The sequence below is a fragment of the Bradyrhizobium sp. SBR1B genome, from assembly GCF_014198205.1.
Classification (GTDB): Bacteria; Pseudomonadota; Alphaproteobacteria; order Rhizobiales; family Xanthobacteraceae; genus Bradyrhizobium.
Genome location: NZ_JACIHC010000013.1, coordinates 145,506 through 163,622, shown reverse-complemented (window position 1 = coordinate 163,622; position 18,117 = coordinate 145,506). Strand labels below are relative to the sequence as shown.

Below are 18,117 nucleotides of genomic sequence, written 5' to 3'. Positions count from 1 at the left end.
TAGAGGGGACATCACGATGAATTCGGGACACAAGCTACGGATGGTATTGCTCGGCGCCATGCTCGGCACGGTGGCGTCGATGAATATTGCCAGCGCCGCGGAGCCGCCGCTGAAGGTCGGCCTGCTCGAGGACGTCTCCGGCGATCTCGCCTTCATGGGCATGCCGAAGCTGCACGGCTCGCAGCTCGCCGTCAAGGAGATCAACAAGAGCGGCGGCATTCTGGGCCGGCAGATCGAGCTGATCCACCTCGATCCCCAGGGCGACAACGCACGCTATCAGGAGTTCGGCCGGCGCCTGCTCAATCGCGACAAGGTGGACGTGCTGATCGGCGGCATCACTTCGGCCTCGCGCGAGGCGCTGCGTCCGATCGTCGATCGCACCACGACGCCGTATTTCTACACCAACCAGTACGAGGGCGGTGTCTGCGACGCCAGCATGATCAGCATGGGCGCAGTGCCCGAACAGCAATTCTCGACGCTGATTCCCTGGATGGTCGAGAAGTTCGGCAAGAAGGTCTATGTCATCGCGGCCGACTACAATTTCGGCCAGATCTCGGCGGAGTGGAACCGCAAGATCATGAAGGATCTCGGCGGCGAGGTCGTCGGCGAGGAGTTCATCCCGCTCGGCGTGTCGCAGTTCGCGCAGACCATCCAGAACATCCAGAAGGCGAAGCCGGACTGGCTGCTGACGATCAATGTCGGCGCTGCCCAGGATTCGTTCTTCGAGCAGGCTGCCGCGGCCAATCTCAATTTGCCGATGGGCTCGTCGATCAAGGTCATGCTCGGCTTCGAGCACAAGCGCTTCAAGCCGCCGGCGCTCAACAACATGCACGCGACTGCGAACTGGTTCGAGGAGATTGATACGCCCGAAGCGACCGAGTTCAAGAAGCGCTGGCACGCCAAGTTCCCCGACGAGCTCTACATCAACGACATGGGGTACAACGCCTATAACGCGCTCTACATGTACAAGGCGCTGGTCGAGAAGGCGAAATCGATCAAGCTCGAAGACATGCGGAAAGTGATCGCGACCGGCGATGCCTGCATCGACGCGCCCGAGGGTAAGGTCTGCATCGACCCGAAGAGCCAGCACACCTCTCACCGCATGCGCCTGATCTCGGTCGGGCCGAAGCACGAGGTGAAGGTCGAGAAAGACTACGGCACGATCCAGCCTTACTGGCTTGGCGAGATCGGGTGCGATCTCACCAAGAAGAACGACAAGGATCAGTACACGCCGAGCCATCTCCCCAAGAGGTCCTGAGACGGGCACGGATCTTGCTCGTGTTTGATGTCACGTTTCTGAACAAGACTGGCGCCGCAACGACGCGGCGTCGGGATCGGCAAGGGGACCAAGATGTCGGCTGAAGTGTTCTCGCTGTTCTATCAGTTCGCCGACGTCTTCGCGTTCCTCATTCTCTCGGCCGCAGGCCTCGCCATCGTGTTCGGCATGATGGGCGTCATCAACATGGCGCACGGCGAGTTCATCATGTGCGGGGCCTATGTCACGGTTGGCCTCGTCAATCTGGGCGTCCCGCTCGCGATTGCCCAGATCCTGGCTGCGGTGACGGCCGGGCTCATCGGTGTCCTCGTTGAATTCCTCGTCGTGCGGCGGTTCTACAAGCGCCCCCTGGATTCGTTGCTCGCGACCTGGGGACTGAGCCTGATCGTGACGCAGTCGATGCTCCTGATCGTCGGTTCCGCCGTGCGCGGCATCGGGACGCCCGAGGGGAGCTTTGCGATCGGCGGCTATACGTTCTCGACCTACCGCCTGGTGCTGTTCGGTTGCGCCGTGGCGGTGCTGGCCGGCCTCTACATCATCTTCATGAAGACGCGTTTTGGCGTCATCGCCCGCGCGACCATGCAGAATGCGGCGATGGCCAAGGCGCTGGGCGCACGCACCGGCCGCATCTATGCGATCAGCTTCGGGATCGGAACCGGCCTTGCCGGGCTTTGCGGCGCGCTCTACGCGCCGACCATGACGCTGATCCCGACCATGGGCGCGACCTTCGTGGTCGAGAGTTTTGTCACCGTCGTGATCGGCGGAGCCAATGTGCTTCTTGGAACGGCGCCGGCCGCCGTGTTTCTGGCGATGATCCGGATGGCCTTGAACGCGAGCTACGGCCAGATCATCGGACAGATCGGCATGCTGGTCGCCGTCATCCTGATCATCCGCGTCTTGCCCGAGGGACTCTCCAGCGTGCTGGTTCGCCGTGGACGCTAAAGGGAATCTGTGATGTTCAAGCTGCTCGAAGGCCCACAGACGCTCGGACGCGGCAAGATGTTCTGGTCGTGCTTCCTGGTCGTGCTCGCGGGCGCGCTGGCCTATCCTTTGTTTGCCGATTCCTACGATGTCGGCAATTTTGCCTACTTCCTGATCTGGATCTTCATGGCGCTCGGCCTGTGCCTGATGTGGGGCTATGGCGGCATGCTGTCGTTCGGCCAGACGCTGTTCTTCGGAATCGCCGGTTACGGCTACGGCGTGCTCGCGATCAACATGGGCGGCGGCACCGCGACGATCGCCGCGCTCGTGCTCTCTGTCGTCCTGGCGATGATCGCGGCCGGTATCCTCGGCTATTTCATGATCTGGGGCGGGATCAACGGCATCTTCTTCGGCATCGTGACGCTGTCCGCGACGTTGGTGCTGGCTTTCTTCCTCGGCCAGACGGCCGGACCGGAATGGCATATCGGGCCGGCGCGGTTGAACGGCTTCAACGGCATGAAGGGCATGGACCCGCTGACGGTTCGCGACTTCTACATCGAGGGCTCGGCGCTCTATTACGTCATGTTCGCGCTGATCGTGATCGTCTATCTCGCGCTGCGCATGCTGGTGAACTCGGGCATCGGCAACGTCATCGTGGCGACGCGGGAGAATCCGCAGCGCGCGGAGATGCTGGGTTACGACGTCAGGAAATATCAGCTGCTGACCTTCGTGATCGGCAGCGGTCTCGCAGGCCTCAGCGGCGCGCTGTACACGTCCTGGGGGCAGTTCATCACCCCGTCCAGCATCGGCTTGCCGGCAGCCGCGATGCCCATCGTGTGGGTGGCATTCTCCGGGCGCAGCGATTTGACCGCAACGCTGGTTGGGTCGTTCCTGCTGCTGTTCGGCTTTCAGACCATCACGGTGTACAGCCAGCAGGCGGCGCTGGTGCTGATGGGGGCCCTGCTGCTCGCGACCGTGATGCTGGCGCCGCAGGGCTTCGTGCTCGGCATCGGCAAGCTCGCCGCCGACTGGTGGCAGGGACGCCGACGGCCTGGTGACGTCGTGGCAGAGGCCGGCGGCCTGCAACCGGAAGAGTCCTGATCATGGCACTCGTCGAAGTCAAAGGCGTATCGAAGCGCTTCGGCGGACTGACGGCCGTCTCGGGTGTCGACCTCGCAGTCAATGCCGGGGAGATCCATTGCCTGATTGGCCCCAACGGCGCCGGCAAGAGCACGCTGTTCAAGCTGATCGTCGGCCTCTATCCGCCGACCGAGGGCAGTATCCTGTTCGACACCGTCGATATCACGGCCGAGCGGCCCTACGCGCGCGTGCAGCGGGGAATGAGCATCAAGATGCAGGCCCCGAGCGTGTTCAAGGAATTGCCTGTCCGCCAGAACATCCAGACGGCGCTGCAGGAGCGATTGTCCGGCTCGGAGCGCATCGCCGAGGAAGATCGCCTGCTGACTCTGCTCAACCTGGCGTCGGATAGCGACAAGCTGGCGGGCGCGCTGTCGCACGGCCAGCAGCAATGGCTCGAAATCGGGATGGCGCTGGCTTTGAAGCCGCAGCTCCTGCTGCTGGACGAGCCGACCGCGGGCATGTCGCCCGAGGAAACCTTCAAGACCGGCGAGTTGATCAGGTCGTTCAATGCCGAGGGCATGACGGTGCTCGTGGTCGAGCACGACATGGCTTTCGTCCGCCAGGTCGCCCAGCGCGTCACGGTGCTGCATCTCGGTAGGATCTTTGCGCGCGGCACGCTCGACAGCATCCTGCAGGACGAGAAGGTCGCGGAAATCTATCTGGGTAAGACCCATGCTCACTAATGTTTCGTCCCCTGAGCGGATTATCGACGTTGCCGAATTGTGGGCGGGGTACGGCGCGACGCCGATCCTGCAGGGCGTCACCATGTCAGTCTCGCGTGGCGAGATCGTCGGCGTGATCGGCCGCAACGGCGTCGGCAAATCGACCCTGATGCGCTGCCTGATCGGGCTGCTGCAAACCTGGCGCGGCACGATCAGATTCATGGGGCAGGACGTGACCGCGCTGGAGGCAGACGCGCGGGCGAGGGCGGGCTTCGGCTACATCCCGCAAGGGCGCGACGTGTTCCCGCAAATGACGGTCGAGGAAAACCTTCAGGTCGGCGAGCTGATCGGTGGCTCCGCCGGCAAGAAGCTGCCGGAGTTGGTCTATGAGTATTTTCCGCGGCTGAAGGAGCGCCGGCGGCAGGCCGCGGGCACCATGTCGGGCGGCGAGCAGCAGCAGCTCGCCATCGGCCGCGCGTTGATCGGCAATCCATCCCTGATGATCCTGGACGAGCCATCCGAAGGCATTCAGCCCTCCATAGTCCAGCACATCTGCGAAGCGCTCCGATCGTTCCGCAACGAGCTCGGAACCACCATCATCTTCGTGGAGCAGAACCTCGACACGATCCTGGCGATCGCCGAGCGCTGTTACATCATGGAGAAGGGTAAGATCACGCGGTCGCTCGCCGGCACCGAGGTCAACGAGGACAATGTGCGGGAACAGCTTCTGCTCTGAACGGCCTCGGGCATGCTTTCAACTCGTCAATAGGGAGGGAATGAACATGGATCTCGGACTCAAGGGCGCAAAGGTTCTCGTCACCGGCAGCACGAAGGGCATCGGCAGGGCGATCGCCGACACCTTTGCAGCCGAAGGTGCCAATGTCGGCATCTGCGCGCGCAACCAGGCCGACGTCGATAGCGCGGTCACCGCGATCAAGGCGAAGGGCGTCGCCGCGTTCGGCAGCTCGGTGGACGTCTCCAATGGCCCGGCGCTCAAGGCCTGGGTGGAGGATATGGCCTCCAAGCTCGGCGGCATCGACATCGTCGTCGCCAATGTCAGTGCGCTCTCGATCGGGCAGGACGAGGAGAGCTGGGAGAAGGAATTCTCCACCGACATGATGGGCACGGTGCGGTTGGTCAATGCGGCGATGCCGTATCTGGAGAAGAGCAAGGCGGCCGCGATCGTCACCATCTCCAGCGTGTCGGGCCGCGAGGTCGATTTCGCCAGCGGTCCTTACGGGACATTCAAGGCCGCGATCATCCACTACACGCAAGGACTTGCCTTCCAGCTTGCCGGCAAGGGCATCCGCGCCAACTCGGTCTCGCCGGGCAACACCTATTTCGAAGGCGGCGTCTGGAACCAGATCAAGGACGGTAATCCCGAGCTGTACAAGACCGCGCTGGCGCTGAACCCGACGGGTCGGATGGGCACGCCGCAGGAAATGGCGAACGGCGCGGTGTTTCTTGCCAGCAAGGCGGCGAGCTTCATCACCGGCACCAACCTCGTCGTCGATGGTGCCCTCACGCGCGGGGTACAGTTCTAGACGTATCCAGCATCGCGCCATTGCGAGATCGGGCCGTCGCGGCGCCGGTGAGCGAAGCCGTTTCCGACAACAACAGGGCTGTCAGATGTCAGCAGATCCAATCCACTACAAGTCGATCACCGAACTCTCCGAGCTGTTCCGTCGTGGCGAGCTTTTGCCTTCGAAGGTGACCGAGGCCATGCTGAGCCGGATCGCCAAGCTCGACGGCAAATTTCATGGTTATGCACTCGTCCTTGCCGAGCGCGCCATGGCGCAGGCGAAGCGCTGTGACGCCGAGCTTGCCAGTGGCATTTGGCGGGGGCCTCTGCACGGCGTGCCGATCGGACTGAAGGACCTCTGCTACACCAGCTTCGCGCCGACGGCAGGCGGCACCACGATCCACGCCGAGTTCGTCCCGTCGTTCAACGCGACGATCGTGGACCGGCTCGAGCAGGCCGGCGCCGTCACGCTCGGCAAGCTGAAGATGACCGAGGGGGCCTACACCAGCCATCATCCGAACGATCAGGCGCCGCTCAATCCCTGGGGCGTCGATTACTGGGTCGGCTCGTCCTCCAGCGGATCGGGCGTGGCGACCTCGGCGGGGCTCTGCTTCGGCTCGATCGGCAGCGACACCGGCGGCTCGATCCGGTTTCCATCGGCAACCTGCGGGCTGACCGGGATCAAGCCGACTTGGGGACGCGTTAGCCGCCATGGCGTCTTTCCGCTGGCCGACTCGCTCGACCATGTCGGGCCGATGTGCCGGAGCGCAGCCGATGCGGCGGCCATGCTCGGCGTTATCGCAGGGGCGGATGTCAACGATCCCACCGCCCTGCAGGCGCCCGTGCCGAACTATCTCGCGGGGATCGGTGACGGGGTCCGCGGCCTGCGGATCGGCGTCGACCGCCGCTACACCCAGAACGGCATCGATCCGCAAGTAGTCGCCGCGTTGCTCGAAGCCGAGCGGACGCTCGCCGCGATCGGGGCCGACATCCGCGAGGTCAAGTTTCCGGCCTATGAAAAGCTCGTGAGCATGTGGATTCCGATGTGCTCGATCGAGACCGCTGAGGCCCATCTTGAGACCTATCCGTCGCGGAAGTCGGAATACGGCCCGGACCTGGCGCAGCTGATCGAGCAGGGCAGGTCGATGAGTGGCGTCGAGATCGCGCAGATCCATCATGAGCGGCTAAAATTTTGCGGCAGCCTGGCCGCCCTCTTTGGCGATATCGACCTGCTGCTGATCCCCACCATGCCCGTGCCGATCCCGACACTGACCAGGATGGGAGAGTACGGCGCCGATCCAAACGTGCTGCTCAGCATCCTGCGCTTCACCGCGGTGTTCGACTTCTCGGGCAACCCGACCATCACGCTGCCGAATGGCATGGCGTCGGACGGCCTGCCGCTCAGCATGCAGCTCGTCGGCCCGCATCTGTCGGAGGATGTGCTCGCGCGCGCCGGGCATGCCTTCCAGTCGGCGACGGACTGGCATACCCGGCGCGCTCCGATCGATTGAGCCTGTGTCGGCTCGGCTCGAGGGTACTTGACACCGCTTTCCTGATCACTGACGGTATTTGAAGTATACTGTGGCAGTACAAGCGGTGGCGAGTTGCTCTACCTTTGTAAGACAATTCAGTCGATTGATCCCGATAGGTAACGAAATCGCGAGTACTACGAACGGCGCAAATTATACTGTGAATCCATGATCGAAAAATTGCAGCGGATATACCGTCGGGATTAGTCCGTCAGACGCGGAGTTTTGTGCTTGCAAAACAACGACGAACCGTCGTTCGAAACGATAGAGTGGGAGTAGGGAGAACGGCTGCTACCGCGTTGTTTGGCGTAGGTTTGGGTCGGGCAGTTCTCCACACCCTTTCATCGCCGGGCGCTGTCTAAAACTGTGACTTCCGCTTACCTGATCGCGGTCGCTCTTTCATCCTGCTTTCGCCAAGTGGGTATTGCGGCGCATTGCAGCGTATAAAAAGGTCGGAGGTTGGTAGCCCCAAGCATCAGTTGAAGGAAGGCAGCTCTTGGCGCAAGCCGGGCGCTCGGCCGGTCCCGCATGTCTCAGAAGGGCGAAGCCGAAATGTTCACCTCGTCAGACCGCCGTGTGTTGATGCCCTAGGGAATGGCTGCCACACCGCGGTTACCGGCCGCACGGTCAGCCGCGGGAGTTCTTCGAGGCAATCCTTTTCCTAACGTCTGATCAGGCGTCCTGGGTCACGGGCACCATACTTCCCGTGGACGGAGGTGTGACCGCTGGCCGGCAATAGTCACTGAGAACGACGCGATATGAAAATCGGGGCTCTTTCAGGCCCGGAGATTTCGCGGCCGCGAGACTATGCGGTTCGAGCTTCGCCGGTCTCATTGTCTACGACGAAAAGGCTTTCGTAGTACGTGACCTTCGGTTTCACGCCATGTGTCTCGGTCATCCGCCGCTCCCACTCGGGCGTGTACCAGGCGCGTGCTGCGGCTTCAGACCGCCAAAGGTAGACCCCTCCAGCACCTTCGTCGCCATTTATGTAGTATTTCCTGATCAGCCCCTGAGAGGCGAGGGAGGTGTACGTCGCGGCAGTTTTTTGCGCGGATGCGATCGCTGCCTCGCGCGAGCGCTTCGATATTGGCAGTTGTACGACTACGACAAACATTGGATGTACCTCTCGATATTTTCAGGCGACTGGTCTCGGCAGGGTGCCAGTGTTGATAGGACCTTCTCGGCCTACGTTTCGCGTGTAGGCGTGGGGGCTCGATCCCATTTCGGTTCGAAAAGCGAATATGAACGCCGATGCGGAGCCGTAACCGAGTTGCAGGGCCGTCTCGGTCACTCCCGTGCCACTTCCTAGCAATTCGAGCGAACGTAGCAATCGAACTCGCCTACGCCATGATCGGAGGCTCAGGCCCATCTCGGCCTCGAACTGTCGCGACAGTGTCCGGGATGACATGCCAAGCGTCGTTGCCCAGTCGTCCAAACTACGTTCATCAGCGGGATCTAGATAGAGAACCTCGCAAAGACGGAGCAGACGCTCGCTGCGCGGCCACGGCAGTCCGGCGCTCAGCGCCGGCGCTCTGGCCAGTTGATCGAGAATGAGTGCCGTGATGCGCTGTGTGTATCCTTCATCGTCCTTCCGCCCTTCGATGGCAGCGGCTTCGACGATCAATTGCTTCAAAAGAGGAGAGACGGCCAGAACGGTTGGCTCCGACGGCAGATCTCGCCCCGAGCCGACGGCGATCCACAGGCTGCGGAATTCGGCGCCCATCAGTGATCCGACCCGGTGGCGAACGCCGCTCGGCAACCAAACTGCCTGCTCCGGCGAGACGACGAAGGACCGATTCTCCGCGACGGCCATGAGTACACCGTCGACGGCGTAGACGACCTGATGCCAGTCGTGCGCGTGCTCCGGGAATTCGTGCCTCGGAGGAATGGACTGGGCCCGCATTGTGATCGGTCGCGGGGGAAGAGCGTCAGGCGGAGCCGATATCGGGGTCCAGGACACGACGTCTCCGATTGGCGGATATTCTACATAAATTGGCAAAGCGTCGAAAGACAGCCTCATATCGCTCTGATAGCGGTGGAAATCAAGGGGCTGCCAGCTCGGGCGGCCACCGCTGTAGGAGGCGAGCATGGCCGAGGTCGATAGTCGCGGCCTCCCGATTTCGACGAACTCGTCAAGAGCCGCGGCGAGCTATCGCACGGGAGTGGACCTTCTGTTGTCGGCTTGGCCCGGCGCGGAGGACGAACTGCGACAAGCCATCGATCTGGATCCGGAGTTCGCTCTCGCGCATGCCGCTCTCGCTCGCTTGCAGGCAATCAAGGGCCGGCCCACAGAGGCGCAGGCGAGCGTCGCAAGAGCGCAAGAGATCGTAGTTCGAAGTGCATCACCGCGTGAGATCAGTCACGTCCTGACGCTATCGCTTGCCGTGAAAGGGCAATCGGCCAAAGCGCTTGAGAACGCGCTCGCCCATCTGGACCAATGGCCCCGCGATGTCCTGATCCTCTCCCTGCCGCTCGGCGCCTTCGGCCTGTTTGCCTTCTCGGGAATGGCCGATCACGACCAGGCACGGGTCGATCTGTGCGAGAAAGTGGCGGATCAGTACGACCCGGACGACTGGTGGTTTCTGACCTATCGCGGCTGGTCCCACGCCGAGAACGGCGCGGTCGCCAAGGGCCGGAACCTGGCGCAGCGTGGCCTAGAGCGACGGCGCGCCAACGCCAACGCGGCCCATGCCGTGGCGCACGCCATGTTCGAGCAGGGCGCGACCCATGAAGCCGAAACGTTGATCGAAGGCTGGCTGCCGGAATACGACCCGGCGGGTATGTTGCATGGGCACTTGGCGTGGCACGCCGCTCTGTCCGCGCTGGAGCGCGACGATCCGCAGCACGCGCTGGCGATTTATTCGAGGCACGTGCGCCCCTCGGTCTCGCTGGGACTTCCGATCAACGTCGTGAGCGATGCTGTCTCGCTGCTGTGGCGGTTGCAGGCGTACGGCTATGAGGTACCGGCAGGCCTGTGGGATGAAGCTGAACGCTACGCATCGTCCAAGTATGCGAACCCCGGGCTCGCATTCGTGGAGATCCATATAGGGCTCCTCTCGGCGGCAACGGGGCGGCATGTCGCCGCGACAAATCGCATCGTTGCGAACACCCGGCGGGTTGCCGATGGCGCGCTTCCGGCGGGATCCATCGTCCCGGCTGTCGGCTCGGCGGCGCTCGCGTTCGCCAATGCCGACTACGCGGACTGCGCACGGATACTGGGGCCGTTGACGAGGGACTTCGCTCGGGTCGGCGGTAGCGGCGCCCAACGGGAAATCCTCGAAGACACGCTGCTGCTCGCGCTGATGCGCAGCGGCCAGGCCGCCCAGGCGCGCGACCTGCTCGATCGTCGTCTGCACCGGCGTCCCTCGCAGCGCGATACGCGCTGGAGCCATCAAATCGAGGTCTGAATGTCCCAAGTCGTCATCGAAGATCTGGCGGATGCCGCGCCGGCGAGCCGGTTCGAACGCGCCAACGTGGTGCGGTTGGCGGTCGCGCAGGCGCTGGCCGGCGCGAACTCGACCGTCGTCTATGCCACCGGTGCTGTGGTCGGAGACATGCTGGCGCCGACCAAGGCGCTCGCGACGCTTCCGATCTCCATCTTCGTCGTCGGGATGGCTGCATGTACGTTGCCGGCCGGCGCGATCGCCCAGCGTCACGGCCGCCGTGCCGCCTTCATGATCGGAACCGGCTGCGGCGTCGTAGGCGGTCTGATCGGAACGTTGGCCGTGCTGCAGGCCTCGTTCTGGCTGTTCTGTGTCGCGACGTTCTTCGGCGGCGTCTACGCCGCGGTGGTGCTCTCCTTCCGATTCGCCGCCGCCGACTGTGCCACACCCAAACGCCGTCCCCGCGCGCTGTCGGCCGTGATGGCGGGAGGCGTCTTCGCCGGCGTGATCGGGCCGCAACTCGTCACCTACACCATGGACCTCTGGCAGCCGTACCTTTTTGCGGCGACGTACATCGGGCAAGCGGCCGTGGCGGGCATGTCCCTGCTCGTTCTCGCCGGCGTGCGTCTACCGGCACCGAGGGCAGCGGATACCGGCAGAGGGCGGCCTCTGGCCGTCATCGCGCGTCAACCGCGGTTCATCGGTGCGGTCGTCTGCGGCGTGGTCTCCTACCTCCTGATGAACTTCCTCATGACGGCTGCGCCCCTCGCGATGAAATTTTGTAACCTGCCGCAGCAATCCGCGAACCTCGGCCTGCAATGGCACGTCATCGCGATGTACGGGCCGAGCTTCGTTACCGGTCGCCTGATTACCCGGTTCGGCGCGTCGAAGGTGGTCGCGATAGGTCTGCTCCTGACCGCTGCCTCGTCCGCGGTCGGCCTCCTCGGCATCCAGGTCGCACATTTCTGGGCGACGTTGATCCTGTTGGGCGTTGGCTGGAACTTCGGATTCGTCGGTGCCTCCGCGATGGTTCTCGAATGCCACAGGCCGGAAGAGAAGGCCCGTGTCCAGTCGCTCAACGACTTCATCGTGTTCGGCACGATGACTTTTGGCTCCTTCCTGTCGGGTGGACTGCTCTCGGCCTACGGCTGGGACACTGTGCTGTGGATCTCGTTTCCACCTCTCCTGTTGGCCGTGGCCGCGCTTTTCGTGGCGTCGCCGAGGCGGTCGGGTAAAGGCGCCGCGGCCTGACGCCGCGTGCCTACTCAATTGTTTTCCGGCGGCGGACAATCCGCCCGCCGGCGACCCCGAAACGGACGTGGGGCGCATCGGACCGATGGGTTCGCCGCGGCAAGTTCGGCAATCTTGTGAAACGTGTTCGCAAGGAGGAAGCATGAAGAGCAAATCGCGCGTCGAGGCGACGAAGTCGTCCACGCGAAGACAATTCCTGGCCGCCGGTTCGCTCGCGGTAGGAGGAGCGGCAGCATTTGCCGCCTCCGGCGACGCTTTGGCCGCCCAGCCAGCCGGGTCGGAAAACCTGCCTCCAAACGTCCCGGAATGGATGAAGCAGCCCGGTGCCGATACGGGCACTGAGCCGTACGGGCAGCCTTCGAAGTTCGAGAAGAGCATCGTCCGTACATTGAAGAAGGATACTCAACAACAGACTTCCTCGCAGAGCTACACGCCGCTGCAGGACATCGACGGCATCATCGTCCCTAACGGCCTCTTCTACGAACGGCATCACGGCGGCGTTCCGGAGATCGATCCCGCGCAGCATCGTCTGATGATCCACGGCCTGGTCGAGCGGCCGACCGTCTTCACGATGGAGGACATCAAGCGGTACCCGTCGGAAAGCCGTATTCACTTTCTGGAATGCGCCGGCAACCCGCCCTACACGAAGATCTACGCCAAGACCGCCGGCGAGCTGGTTGGCTTGGCAAGCTGCTGCGAATGGACCGGCGTGCCGCTAAAGACCGTGCTTGAGGACGTCTGGCTCAAGCCGGAAGCGAAGTGGGTCATCGCCGAGGGTGCTGATGGCGCCGCACTAACGCGCAGCATTCCGATCGAGAAGTGCCTCGAGGATGCGATGCTCGTTTACAGCCAGAACGGCGAGCGCTTGCGGCCCGCGCAGGGCTATCCTTTGCGCGTGCTGCTGCCGGGCTTCGAAGGCAACATGAACGTCAAATGGCTTCGACGGCTTCATGTGACGAACGAGCCGATCTACTCGCGCGAGGAAACGTCGCGGTACACCGATCTGATGCCGGATGGGAAGGCGCGCAAGTTTACTTTCATGATGGAGGCGAAGTCGATCATCACCCGCCCGTCGGGCACGCACACGATCCAGCCCGGGTTTAACGAAATAACGGGTCTGGCGTGGACGGGCCGCGGCAAGGTCGCGAAGGTCGACGTGTCGACGGACGGCGGCAAGACCTGGCAGGTCGCAAAATTGCAGGAGCCCGTTCTCACGCGAGCCTTCACCCGTTTCAGGCTCCCATGGACGTGGGACGGTAAGCCGACGACGATCATCAGCCGCGTAACGGACGAAACCGGCTACGTTCAGCCGAGCTTCGAGCAGCTCAAGGACGTCCGGGGGGTGAACGGTCAGTATCACAACAACGCGACCTGGCCCTGGAAGGTCGCCGAAACCGGGGAGGTCACCAATGCCCATGTGCAGGCTTAGTCTCGTCGGAGCGGCCGTCGTCCTGATCTGCACGACGGCGGCCGGGTACGGGCAGTCGAAGTTCGGCTTCGGCAAGAAGGCGACGGACGCGGAAATCGCGGGTTGGAACATCGACGTCGATCGGGACGGCAAGTACCTTCCGCCGGGTCATGGCACGGTCAGTCAGGGTCGCGAGCTGTTTCAGAACCAGTGCGCGGCTTGCCATGGAGAGAAGGGCGAAGGCGGCATCGGGGACAAGCTGGTCGGCGGAAAAGGCTCGCTGGCGACAGCGAAGCCCGTAAAAACCATCGGGAGCTACTGGCCATACGCTCCGACGCTCTTCGATTACATCCGGAGGGCCATGCCCTTGAACGCTCCCCAGTCGTTGTCGAACGACGAAGTGTATGCGCTTTCGGCTTATCTGCTGAACATAAATGGTATCGTTCCTGCCGATGCGACGATGGACTCAAAGTCGCTGAGTGCCGTCAACATGCCGAACCGCGATGGCTTCGTCGACGATCCGAGGCCCGACGTTAAATGACTGCGATGACCGAAGCGTGCGGCGGCTAAATACCAGCACCACGCTTCGGTCTCCCGCGAAGGCGAGCCATTCGCATGAAAGCGCCGGTCCATCTCAACGCTTTGCGGGCCTTTGAGGCAAGCGCGCGTCACGGCAGCTCCTCTGGAGCGGCGGAAGAGTTGAACGTCACTGCCGCTGCGGTTGGGCAGCTCGTCCGGACACTCGAGGAGTGGCTCGGCGCGCCGCTCTTCCATCGTGCCGCTACCGGACGAACCCGTCTGGTGGCGACCGAGACGGCGCTCCGTGCGTTGCCCGACATTAGAGCGGGGTTGGATCGCCTCGGCCTCGGTCTCGAGACACTAAAGGTCGGTGGTGTCCGTGCTACCTTCCAGTGACCGTCAGCCCTGCGTTTGCGGTGAAGTGGCTTCTGCCGCGCATCCATCGCTTTCAGGCGAAAAGCCCGGACATGGACGTTCGTCTCGATACGAACCTCAAGCTTTCCGATTTCGTCGCGCAAGGGATCGATATCGGTGTTCGATACGGCACCGGCGACTGGCCCGGACTATTGGCGGAGAAGCTGATGGAGGAGGAGGTCTATCCGGTCTGCTCGCCCAGCCTGGCGAAGGGCTTCGGCAGCCCGCGAGAGCTTCTCGCTGAAATGCTGATTCACGACTTGTCCGTCGATCGGCATGCCGGGTTTATCACCTGGGATCAGTGGCTCGCGAAGGTTGGCGCGGCAGACGTGAGCGCTTCCAGGCGGGGGCTCCATATCAACAATTCCGCGGCCGTGCTCCAAGCCGCAATGGAGGGGCAGGGCGTCGCTCTGGCTCGGAGCATCATGGCTCGCGACGATCTCGCGTCGGGGCGCCTGGTCCGCCTGTTTCCGGAGATCACCCTGCCTTCCTCGCTCTCCTACTACGTGGTCCACCGGGCCGAGAGCGCCGGGCTGCCAAGATTGGCTTCTTTTCGCGATTGGCTCTTCACAGAAGCCGCTGCGAACGCCGCCGACGAGCAGACACTCTGATGACAGCACTCCCGCCGATGTTCGACCCCGTCGCCTGGCCGGTTACAGCGGACGCGACGTTAGTTGCTTGGCGAGAGCGGGAGCGGTCCCGACGAGCGGTAAGTTCGCATGGCGAAGCTTGTGCGGATGTCGCGCAACTCGGGAAGAGACAGCAAACGATTCAAAACTGTCGCTTCATAGGTCTCCATGTCGCGCACGACGACTTCGATCAGGAAGTCGATGTCCCCGGAGACCAGATGGCAGGCGATCACTTCGGGCATCGCCAGCAGCATCTTGATGAAGTTCTCCTTGCCTTCGGCCGAGTGGCGGCCGACGCGAATTCCGGCGAAGACGGTCAGTCCGAGCCCAACCGCCGAGCGGTTCACGATCGTACGATAGCCTTCGATGGCCCCCGTCTCTTCCAGCAGCTTGACCCTCCGCGAGCACGGGGAGGGGGAAAGGCCGACACGCTCGGCGAGCACGTTGTTCGGGAGACGGGCGTCGGCCTGCAGCTCACGAAGAATCTTCAGGTCGATCGCATCGAAATTGGCTGTATTGGCAGGAACGGTCATGAAACGCCTGTCTGACACGATTTCGTGCCAAAAACTCAATCCGATAGGCCTGTCTTTGGCAAGTACGGATTCGCGCAGCGACTATGCTGGCGGCATGAAAAACTTCGAATTGGGCTTCTCCACCCGGGCGATCCACGAAGGGTACGACCCGCTCGATTATCATGGCGCACTGAACCCGCCCGTATTCCTGACGTCGACCTACGTGTTCGAGCGCTCCGAGACCGGCAGCGAGCGGTTCGCCGGCGCCGCGGATGGCTACATCTACGGACGTGTCGGCAACCCGACCGCCGCGGTTCTAGAGAAGCGGATGGCTTCGCTCGAGAGCGGCGAGGCGGCCATGGCTACGTCGTCGGGCATGGGGGCCCTGACCTCCGTACTCTGGACCTTGCTGAAGGCCGGCGACGAGGTCGTGGCTGACAAGACGCTGTACGGCTGCACTTTCTCGCTGCTCCATCATCAACTCGCACGCTTCGGCATCAAGACGACGTTCGTCGATCTGACCGAGCCTGCCAATCTGGCTGACGCACTCACATCCCGGTGCCGGTTGGTCCTCGCGGAAACGCCCTCAAACCCGAACATGCGCCTGGTCGATATTGCCGCTCTCGCCGAAATCTGTCGACGGAAGGGGGCGCTTCTTCTCATCGACAACACGTTCTGCACGCCCTATCTGCAGAAGCCGCTCGCGCTCGGCGCCGACATCGTCGTTCATTCGGCGACCAAATATCTCGGCGGACATGGCGACCTGCTTGCCGGCATCGTCGTGTCGAGGAAGGAATTGGTGGACCAGTTCCGCTTCGTCGGGATCAAGGAGATGAACGGCTCGTGCATCTCTGCTTTCGACGCGTTCCTTGTCCTTCGAGGGCTGAAGACGCTGAGTATCCGGATGGACCGGCATGGTGAGAACGCGTCCAAGCTGGCGCATGCCCTTGCAGCGCACCCCGCCGTGGAGACCGTGTATTTCCCTGGCCTGACGTCTCATCCGCAGCACAAGCTCGCGCTGCGCCAGATGAAGAACATGGGCGGCATGATCGCGCTGGAGCTCAAGGGCGGTCTCGGCGCTGGACGCGTCTTCATGGACAACGTTGCGCTGGCGACGCGGGCAGTCAGCCTCGGCGACGCAGAGACCTTGATCCAGCATCCGGCCAGCATGACGCATGCGACCTACTCGCCGGAAGAACGAGCCGCGCACGGATTCACCGATGGCCTGATCCGGATTTCGGTCGGCCTCGAGGACTATGACGATCTCCGGGACGATTTTTTAGGGTCGCTCAATCGCTTGAAATGACGAAGCGCCCGGCGAGTGATCGGGCCTGACATGGGAGGTGGACCATGACTGAATTCGTGTCGCCGGAGGCGATGGCCGACATGATCCCGTCGGGCGTCAAGCTCGGCCTCGCTCCGGACGGGTCGGGCTCCTGTCCGGCGATGATCCGGCTCCTGATCGAGCGAGGAATCCGCGACCTTCACATCGTGTGTGCTCCCATCGGCGGGATGCAGGTCGATATGCTGATCGGCGCCGGCGCCGTATCCGTGCTCGAGACCAGCGCCGTCAGCTTGGGCGAGACGGGCGGGGCGCCGTGCTTCGGGCGCGCGATCCGGAACGGCGAGATCCGGATGCTCGATGCGACGTGTCCGGCAGTCTTCGCGGGCCTGAGCGCGGCGGAGAAGGGCGTGCCGTTCATGCCGATCCGCGGGATCATCGGCAGCGACGTCCTGAAAAACCATCCGGACTGGAAGGTCACCACTAATCCGTTCGACGAGAGCGAGAAGATCGTGGTGGTCTCGGCCATCCAGCCGGACATCACGCTGATCCACGCGCGGGAAGCCGATCGCTTCGGCAACGTCTGTCTCGGCCGGCGCCGCGAGGTCATGCTGCTTGCGCACGCCTCCAAGAAGACTTTCGTCACCGTGGAGCGGTTCTCCGAGACCTCGCTGCTCGACGACGAAAAGCTTGCCGCGGGCGTTCTCCCGGCGATGTACGTCTCCGCCGTCGCCGAATACAAGAATGCGGCATGGCCGACAGGCCTCTACGCCGAGTATGAGCTCGATGCTCGGGAGGTCGAAAACTACGCCCGCGCCGCTCGCACGCCAGAGGGCTTCCAGGCCTACATCACCGGCACCGGGAGCGCGGCGTGACAACGGAATGCACAGACCGCGAGTTGCTCATCTACACGATCTCTCGCCTTCTCGAGGGGGTGCAACACGTCGCCGTCGGAATGTCGTCCCCGATGCCGGCGGCCGGCGCGATGCTGTCGCGAGCTCTCAACAAGAAGAGGGGTCTCGGCGAGGTGCAGGTCTCGATCCTCGGCTCCGTCAAGCACAATTCCTTCACCAGCGGCTCCGAAGAACTGTTCGATTGCGCGGCGCAAGGCCGCATCGGCGCGTTCTTTCTCGGCGGTGGCCAGATCGACGGCAAGGGCAATGTGAACTTGGTCGGCGCCGGCGGCTATCCGAACTCTCCCGTCAGATGGCCGGGATTGTACGGGTCGGCCTATCTCTATTTCCTAGTTCCGCGCGTGATCCTCTTTCGCGAAGAGCACAGCCCGCGCGTGTTGGTCGACCAGGTCGATTTCATCTCTGCACCAGGCGCGACTGAGGAGGGGGTCTATCGGCGAGGCGGTCCGCATGCACTGCTGACGAATGCTGCGATGTTCAGCTTTCAGCGGGACACCGGTCGCTTCCGGCTGGAGAGCGTGCATCCCGGCCGCAGCGCGGCCGACATCCGCGAGATGACCGGCTTCTCATTCGACAACGACCGCTGCGAGGTCGAGACCCCCGGACCTGACACCGAGACCTTGGCGCTGATGAGAGGCCAGATCAGGACCGAACTCGCGGAACCGCAATTTGCGGCCTCTCTGCCCGACGCGGCCTGAAGGGGCCTGTCGGACGTCCGCCAAAGATTTTCTTTGGCGGTCGCCAAGATCATCCCA

20 protein-coding genes are annotated in these 18,117 nt (G+C 63.0%); 17 read left to right on the top strand and 3 right to left on the bottom strand.

Annotation, left to right across the window (positions count from 1 at the left end):
* The first annotated feature begins 16 nt into the window (after positions 1–16).
* The 8 genes from GGD61_RS27870 (at position 17) to GGD61_RS27835 (ending at position 7,789) form a co-directional block, all read left to right on the top strand.
* Positions 17–1,258, top strand: coding sequence for an urea ABC transporter substrate-binding protein (locus GGD61_RS27870; RefSeq protein ID WP_409362475.1), 1,242 nt, complete (start codon positions 17–19; stop codon positions 1,256–1,258).
* A 93-nt stretch (positions 1,259–1,351) separates the two neighbouring features.
* Positions 1,352–2,218, top strand: a complete 867-nt coding sequence (locus GGD61_RS27865) for an ABC transporter permease subunit (RefSeq protein ID WP_183231616.1) — start codon at positions 1,352–1,354, stop codon at positions 2,216–2,218.
* Between the two features lie 12 nt (positions 2,219–2,230).
* The gene (locus GGD61_RS27860; RefSeq protein ID WP_183231615.1) at positions 2,231–3,298 is read left to right on the top strand and encodes a branched-chain amino acid ABC transporter permease; all 1,068 of its coding nucleotides are present in this window, start codon (positions 2,231–2,233) and stop codon (positions 3,296–3,298) included.
* A gap of 2 nt (positions 3,299–3,300) precedes the next feature.
* Positions 3,301–4,020 carry an ABC transporter ATP-binding protein gene (locus tag GGD61_RS27855; protein ID WP_183231614.1) on the top strand — a complete coding sequence of 240 codons (720 nt, stop codon included), beginning with the start codon at positions 3,301–3,303 and terminating at the stop codon, positions 4,018–4,020.
* Positions 4,010–4,735: an ABC transporter ATP-binding protein gene (locus GGD61_RS27850; protein WP_183231613.1), complete on the top strand. Its 726-nt coding sequence runs from the start codon at positions 4,010–4,012 to the stop codon at positions 4,733–4,735. The genes GGD61_RS27855 and GGD61_RS27850 overlap by 11 nt, the downstream gene beginning before the upstream one ends.
* Before the next feature lie 46 nt (positions 4,736–4,781).
* Positions 4,782–5,543, top strand: a complete 762-nt coding sequence (locus tag GGD61_RS27845; RefSeq protein ID WP_126255471.1) for an SDR family NAD(P)-dependent oxidoreductase — start codon at positions 4,782–4,784, stop codon at positions 5,541–5,543.
* Between the two features lie 85 nt (positions 5,544–5,628).
* Positions 5,629–7,032: an amidase gene (locus GGD61_RS27840; RefSeq protein WP_183231612.1), complete on the top strand. Its 1,404-nt coding sequence runs from the start codon at positions 5,629–5,631 to the stop codon at positions 7,030–7,032.
* Positions 7,033–7,648: 616 nt separating this feature from the next.
* The gene (locus tag GGD61_RS27835; RefSeq protein ID WP_409362476.1) at positions 7,649–7,789 is read left to right on the top strand and encodes an SDR family oxidoreductase; all 141 of its coding nucleotides are present in this window, start codon (positions 7,649–7,651) and stop codon (positions 7,787–7,789) included.
* Positions 7,790–7,855: 66 nt separating this feature from the next.
* On the opposite strand, the gene GGD61_RS27830 is transcribed toward GGD61_RS27835, so the two are convergent.
* Together GGD61_RS27830 and GGD61_RS27825 are read right to left on the bottom strand one after the other, a co-directional pair.
* Positions 7,856–8,164 (bottom strand): monooxygenase, encoded by a 309-nt coding sequence (locus tag GGD61_RS27830; RefSeq protein WP_183231611.1) that lies wholly within the window; start codon positions 8,162–8,164, stop codon positions 7,856–7,858.
* A gap of 21 nt (positions 8,165–8,185) precedes the next feature.
* Entirely contained in the window at positions 8,186–9,139 is a 954-nt protein-coding gene (locus GGD61_RS27825) for a helix-turn-helix domain-containing protein (RefSeq protein ID WP_246786063.1), read from the bottom strand.
* Here GGD61_RS27825 and GGD61_RS27820 point away from each other — a divergent pair.
* From GGD61_RS27820 to GGD61_RS40745, 6 genes are all read left to right on the top strand, one after another.
* On the top strand, positions 9,138–10,457 hold the full coding sequence (locus GGD61_RS27820; protein WP_183231610.1) for a tetratricopeptide repeat protein: 1,320 nt from the start codon (positions 9,138–9,140) through the stop codon (positions 10,455–10,457). The genes GGD61_RS27825 and GGD61_RS27820 overlap by 2 nt on opposite strands.
* Positions 10,458–11,684, top strand: a complete 1,227-nt coding sequence (locus GGD61_RS27815) for an MFS transporter (protein ID WP_183231609.1) — start codon at positions 10,458–10,460, stop codon at positions 11,682–11,684.
* 142 nt (positions 11,685–11,826) lie between these two features.
* Positions 11,827–13,113 carry a sulfite dehydrogenase gene (gene soxC, locus GGD61_RS27810; protein WP_183231608.1) on the top strand — a complete coding sequence of 429 codons (1,287 nt, stop codon included), beginning with the start codon at positions 11,827–11,829 and terminating at the stop codon, positions 13,111–13,113.
* Positions 13,094–13,633: a cytochrome c gene (locus GGD61_RS27805; protein WP_183231607.1), complete on the top strand. Its 540-nt coding sequence runs from the start codon at positions 13,094–13,096 to the stop codon at positions 13,631–13,633. Before soxC ends, GGD61_RS27805 begins: the two co-directional genes overlap by 20 nt.
* 74 nt (positions 13,634–13,707) lie before the next feature.
* Positions 13,708–14,007, top strand: coding sequence for a LysR family transcriptional regulator (locus GGD61_RS40750; RefSeq protein ID WP_246786062.1), 300 nt, complete (start codon positions 13,708–13,710; stop codon positions 14,005–14,007).
* Positions 14,004–14,636: a LysR substrate-binding domain-containing protein gene (locus tag GGD61_RS40745; protein ID WP_312012746.1), complete on the top strand. Its 633-nt coding sequence runs from the start codon at positions 14,004–14,006 to the stop codon at positions 14,634–14,636. Before GGD61_RS40750 ends, GGD61_RS40745 begins: the two co-directional genes overlap by 4 nt.
* A gap of 59 nt (positions 14,637–14,695) precedes the next feature.
* Here the strand turns inward: GGD61_RS40745 and GGD61_RS27795 are convergent, their stop codons facing one another.
* Positions 14,696–15,187: an Lrp/AsnC family transcriptional regulator gene (locus tag GGD61_RS27795; protein WP_183231606.1), complete on the bottom strand. Its 492-nt coding sequence runs from the start codon at positions 15,185–15,187 to the stop codon at positions 14,696–14,698.
* Positions 15,188–15,281: 94 nt separating this feature from the next.
* On the opposite strand from GGD61_RS27795, the gene megL reads away from it, so the two are divergent.
* The 3 genes from megL to GGD61_RS27780 are packed head-to-tail and all read left to right on the top strand — an operon-like array spanning position 15,282 to position 18,060.
* Positions 15,282–16,472, top strand: coding sequence for a methionine gamma-lyase (megL, locus tag GGD61_RS27790; protein WP_183231659.1), 1,191 nt, complete (start codon positions 15,282–15,284; stop codon positions 16,470–16,472).
* A gap of 44 nt (positions 16,473–16,516) precedes the next feature.
* A complete protein-coding gene (locus GGD61_RS27785; RefSeq protein WP_183231605.1) occupies positions 16,517–17,323 on the top strand; it encodes a CoA transferase subunit A in 807 nt (268 codons plus the stop codon).
* Positions 17,320–18,060 carry a CoA-transferase gene (locus GGD61_RS27780; protein WP_312012745.1) on the top strand — a complete coding sequence of 247 codons (741 nt, stop codon included), beginning with the start codon at positions 17,320–17,322 and terminating at the stop codon, positions 18,058–18,060. The genes GGD61_RS27785 and GGD61_RS27780 overlap by 4 nt, the downstream gene beginning before the upstream one ends.
* Positions 18,061–18,117: the final 57 nt, after the last annotated feature.

Coding starts and splice junctions, on each gene's coding strand:
- GGD61_RS27870 (WP_409362475.1), top strand. CDS start 17: ATGAATTCGGGACACAAGCTACGGATGGTATTGCTCGGCGCCATGCTC.
- GGD61_RS27815 (WP_183231609.1), top strand. CDS start 10,458: ATGTCCCAAGTCGTCATCGAAGATCTGGCGGATGCCGCGCCGGCGAGC.
- GGD61_RS27845 (WP_126255471.1), top strand. CDS start 4,782: ATGGATCTCGGACTCAAGGGCGCAAAGGTTCTCGTCACCGGCAGCACG.
- GGD61_RS27830 (WP_183231611.1), bottom strand. CDS start 8,164: ATGTTTGTCGTAGTCGTACAACTGCCAATATCGAAGCGCTCGCGCGAG.
- GGD61_RS27850 (WP_183231613.1), top strand. CDS start 4,010: ATGCTCACTAATGTTTCGTCCCCTGAGCGGATTATCGACGTTGCCGAA.
- GGD61_RS27795 (WP_183231606.1), bottom strand. CDS start 15,187: ATGACCGTTCCTGCCAATACAGCCAATTTCGATGCGATCGACCTGAAG.
- GGD61_RS27840 (WP_183231612.1), top strand. CDS start 5,629: ATGTCAGCAGATCCAATCCACTACAAGTCGATCACCGAACTCTCCGAG.
- GGD61_RS40750 (WP_246786062.1), top strand. CDS start 13,708: ATGAAAGCGCCGGTCCATCTCAACGCTTTGCGGGCCTTTGAGGCAAGC.
- GGD61_RS27820 (WP_183231610.1), top strand. CDS start 9,138: ATGGCCGAGGTCGATAGTCGCGGCCTCCCGATTTCGACGAACTCGTCA.
- GGD61_RS27865 (WP_183231616.1), top strand. CDS start 1,352: ATGTCGGCTGAAGTGTTCTCGCTGTTCTATCAGTTCGCCGACGTCTTC.
- GGD61_RS27855 (WP_183231614.1), top strand. CDS start 3,301: ATGGCACTCGTCGAAGTCAAAGGCGTATCGAAGCGCTTCGGCGGACTG.
- GGD61_RS27805 (WP_183231607.1), top strand. CDS start 13,094: ATGCCCATGTGCAGGCTTAGTCTCGTCGGAGCGGCCGTCGTCCTGATC.
- GGD61_RS27860 (WP_183231615.1), top strand. CDS start 2,231: ATGTTCAAGCTGCTCGAAGGCCCACAGACGCTCGGACGCGGCAAGATG.
- GGD61_RS27785 (WP_183231605.1), top strand. CDS start 16,517: ATGACTGAATTCGTGTCGCCGGAGGCGATGGCCGACATGATCCCGTCG.
- GGD61_RS27825 (WP_246786063.1), bottom strand. CDS start 9,139: ATGCTCGCCTCCTACAGCGGTGGCCGCCCGAGCTGGCAGCCCCTTGAT.
- soxC (WP_183231608.1), top strand. CDS start 11,827: ATGAAGAGCAAATCGCGCGTCGAGGCGACGAAGTCGTCCACGCGAAGA.
- megL (WP_183231659.1), top strand. CDS start 15,282: ATGAAAAACTTCGAATTGGGCTTCTCCACCCGGGCGATCCACGAAGGG.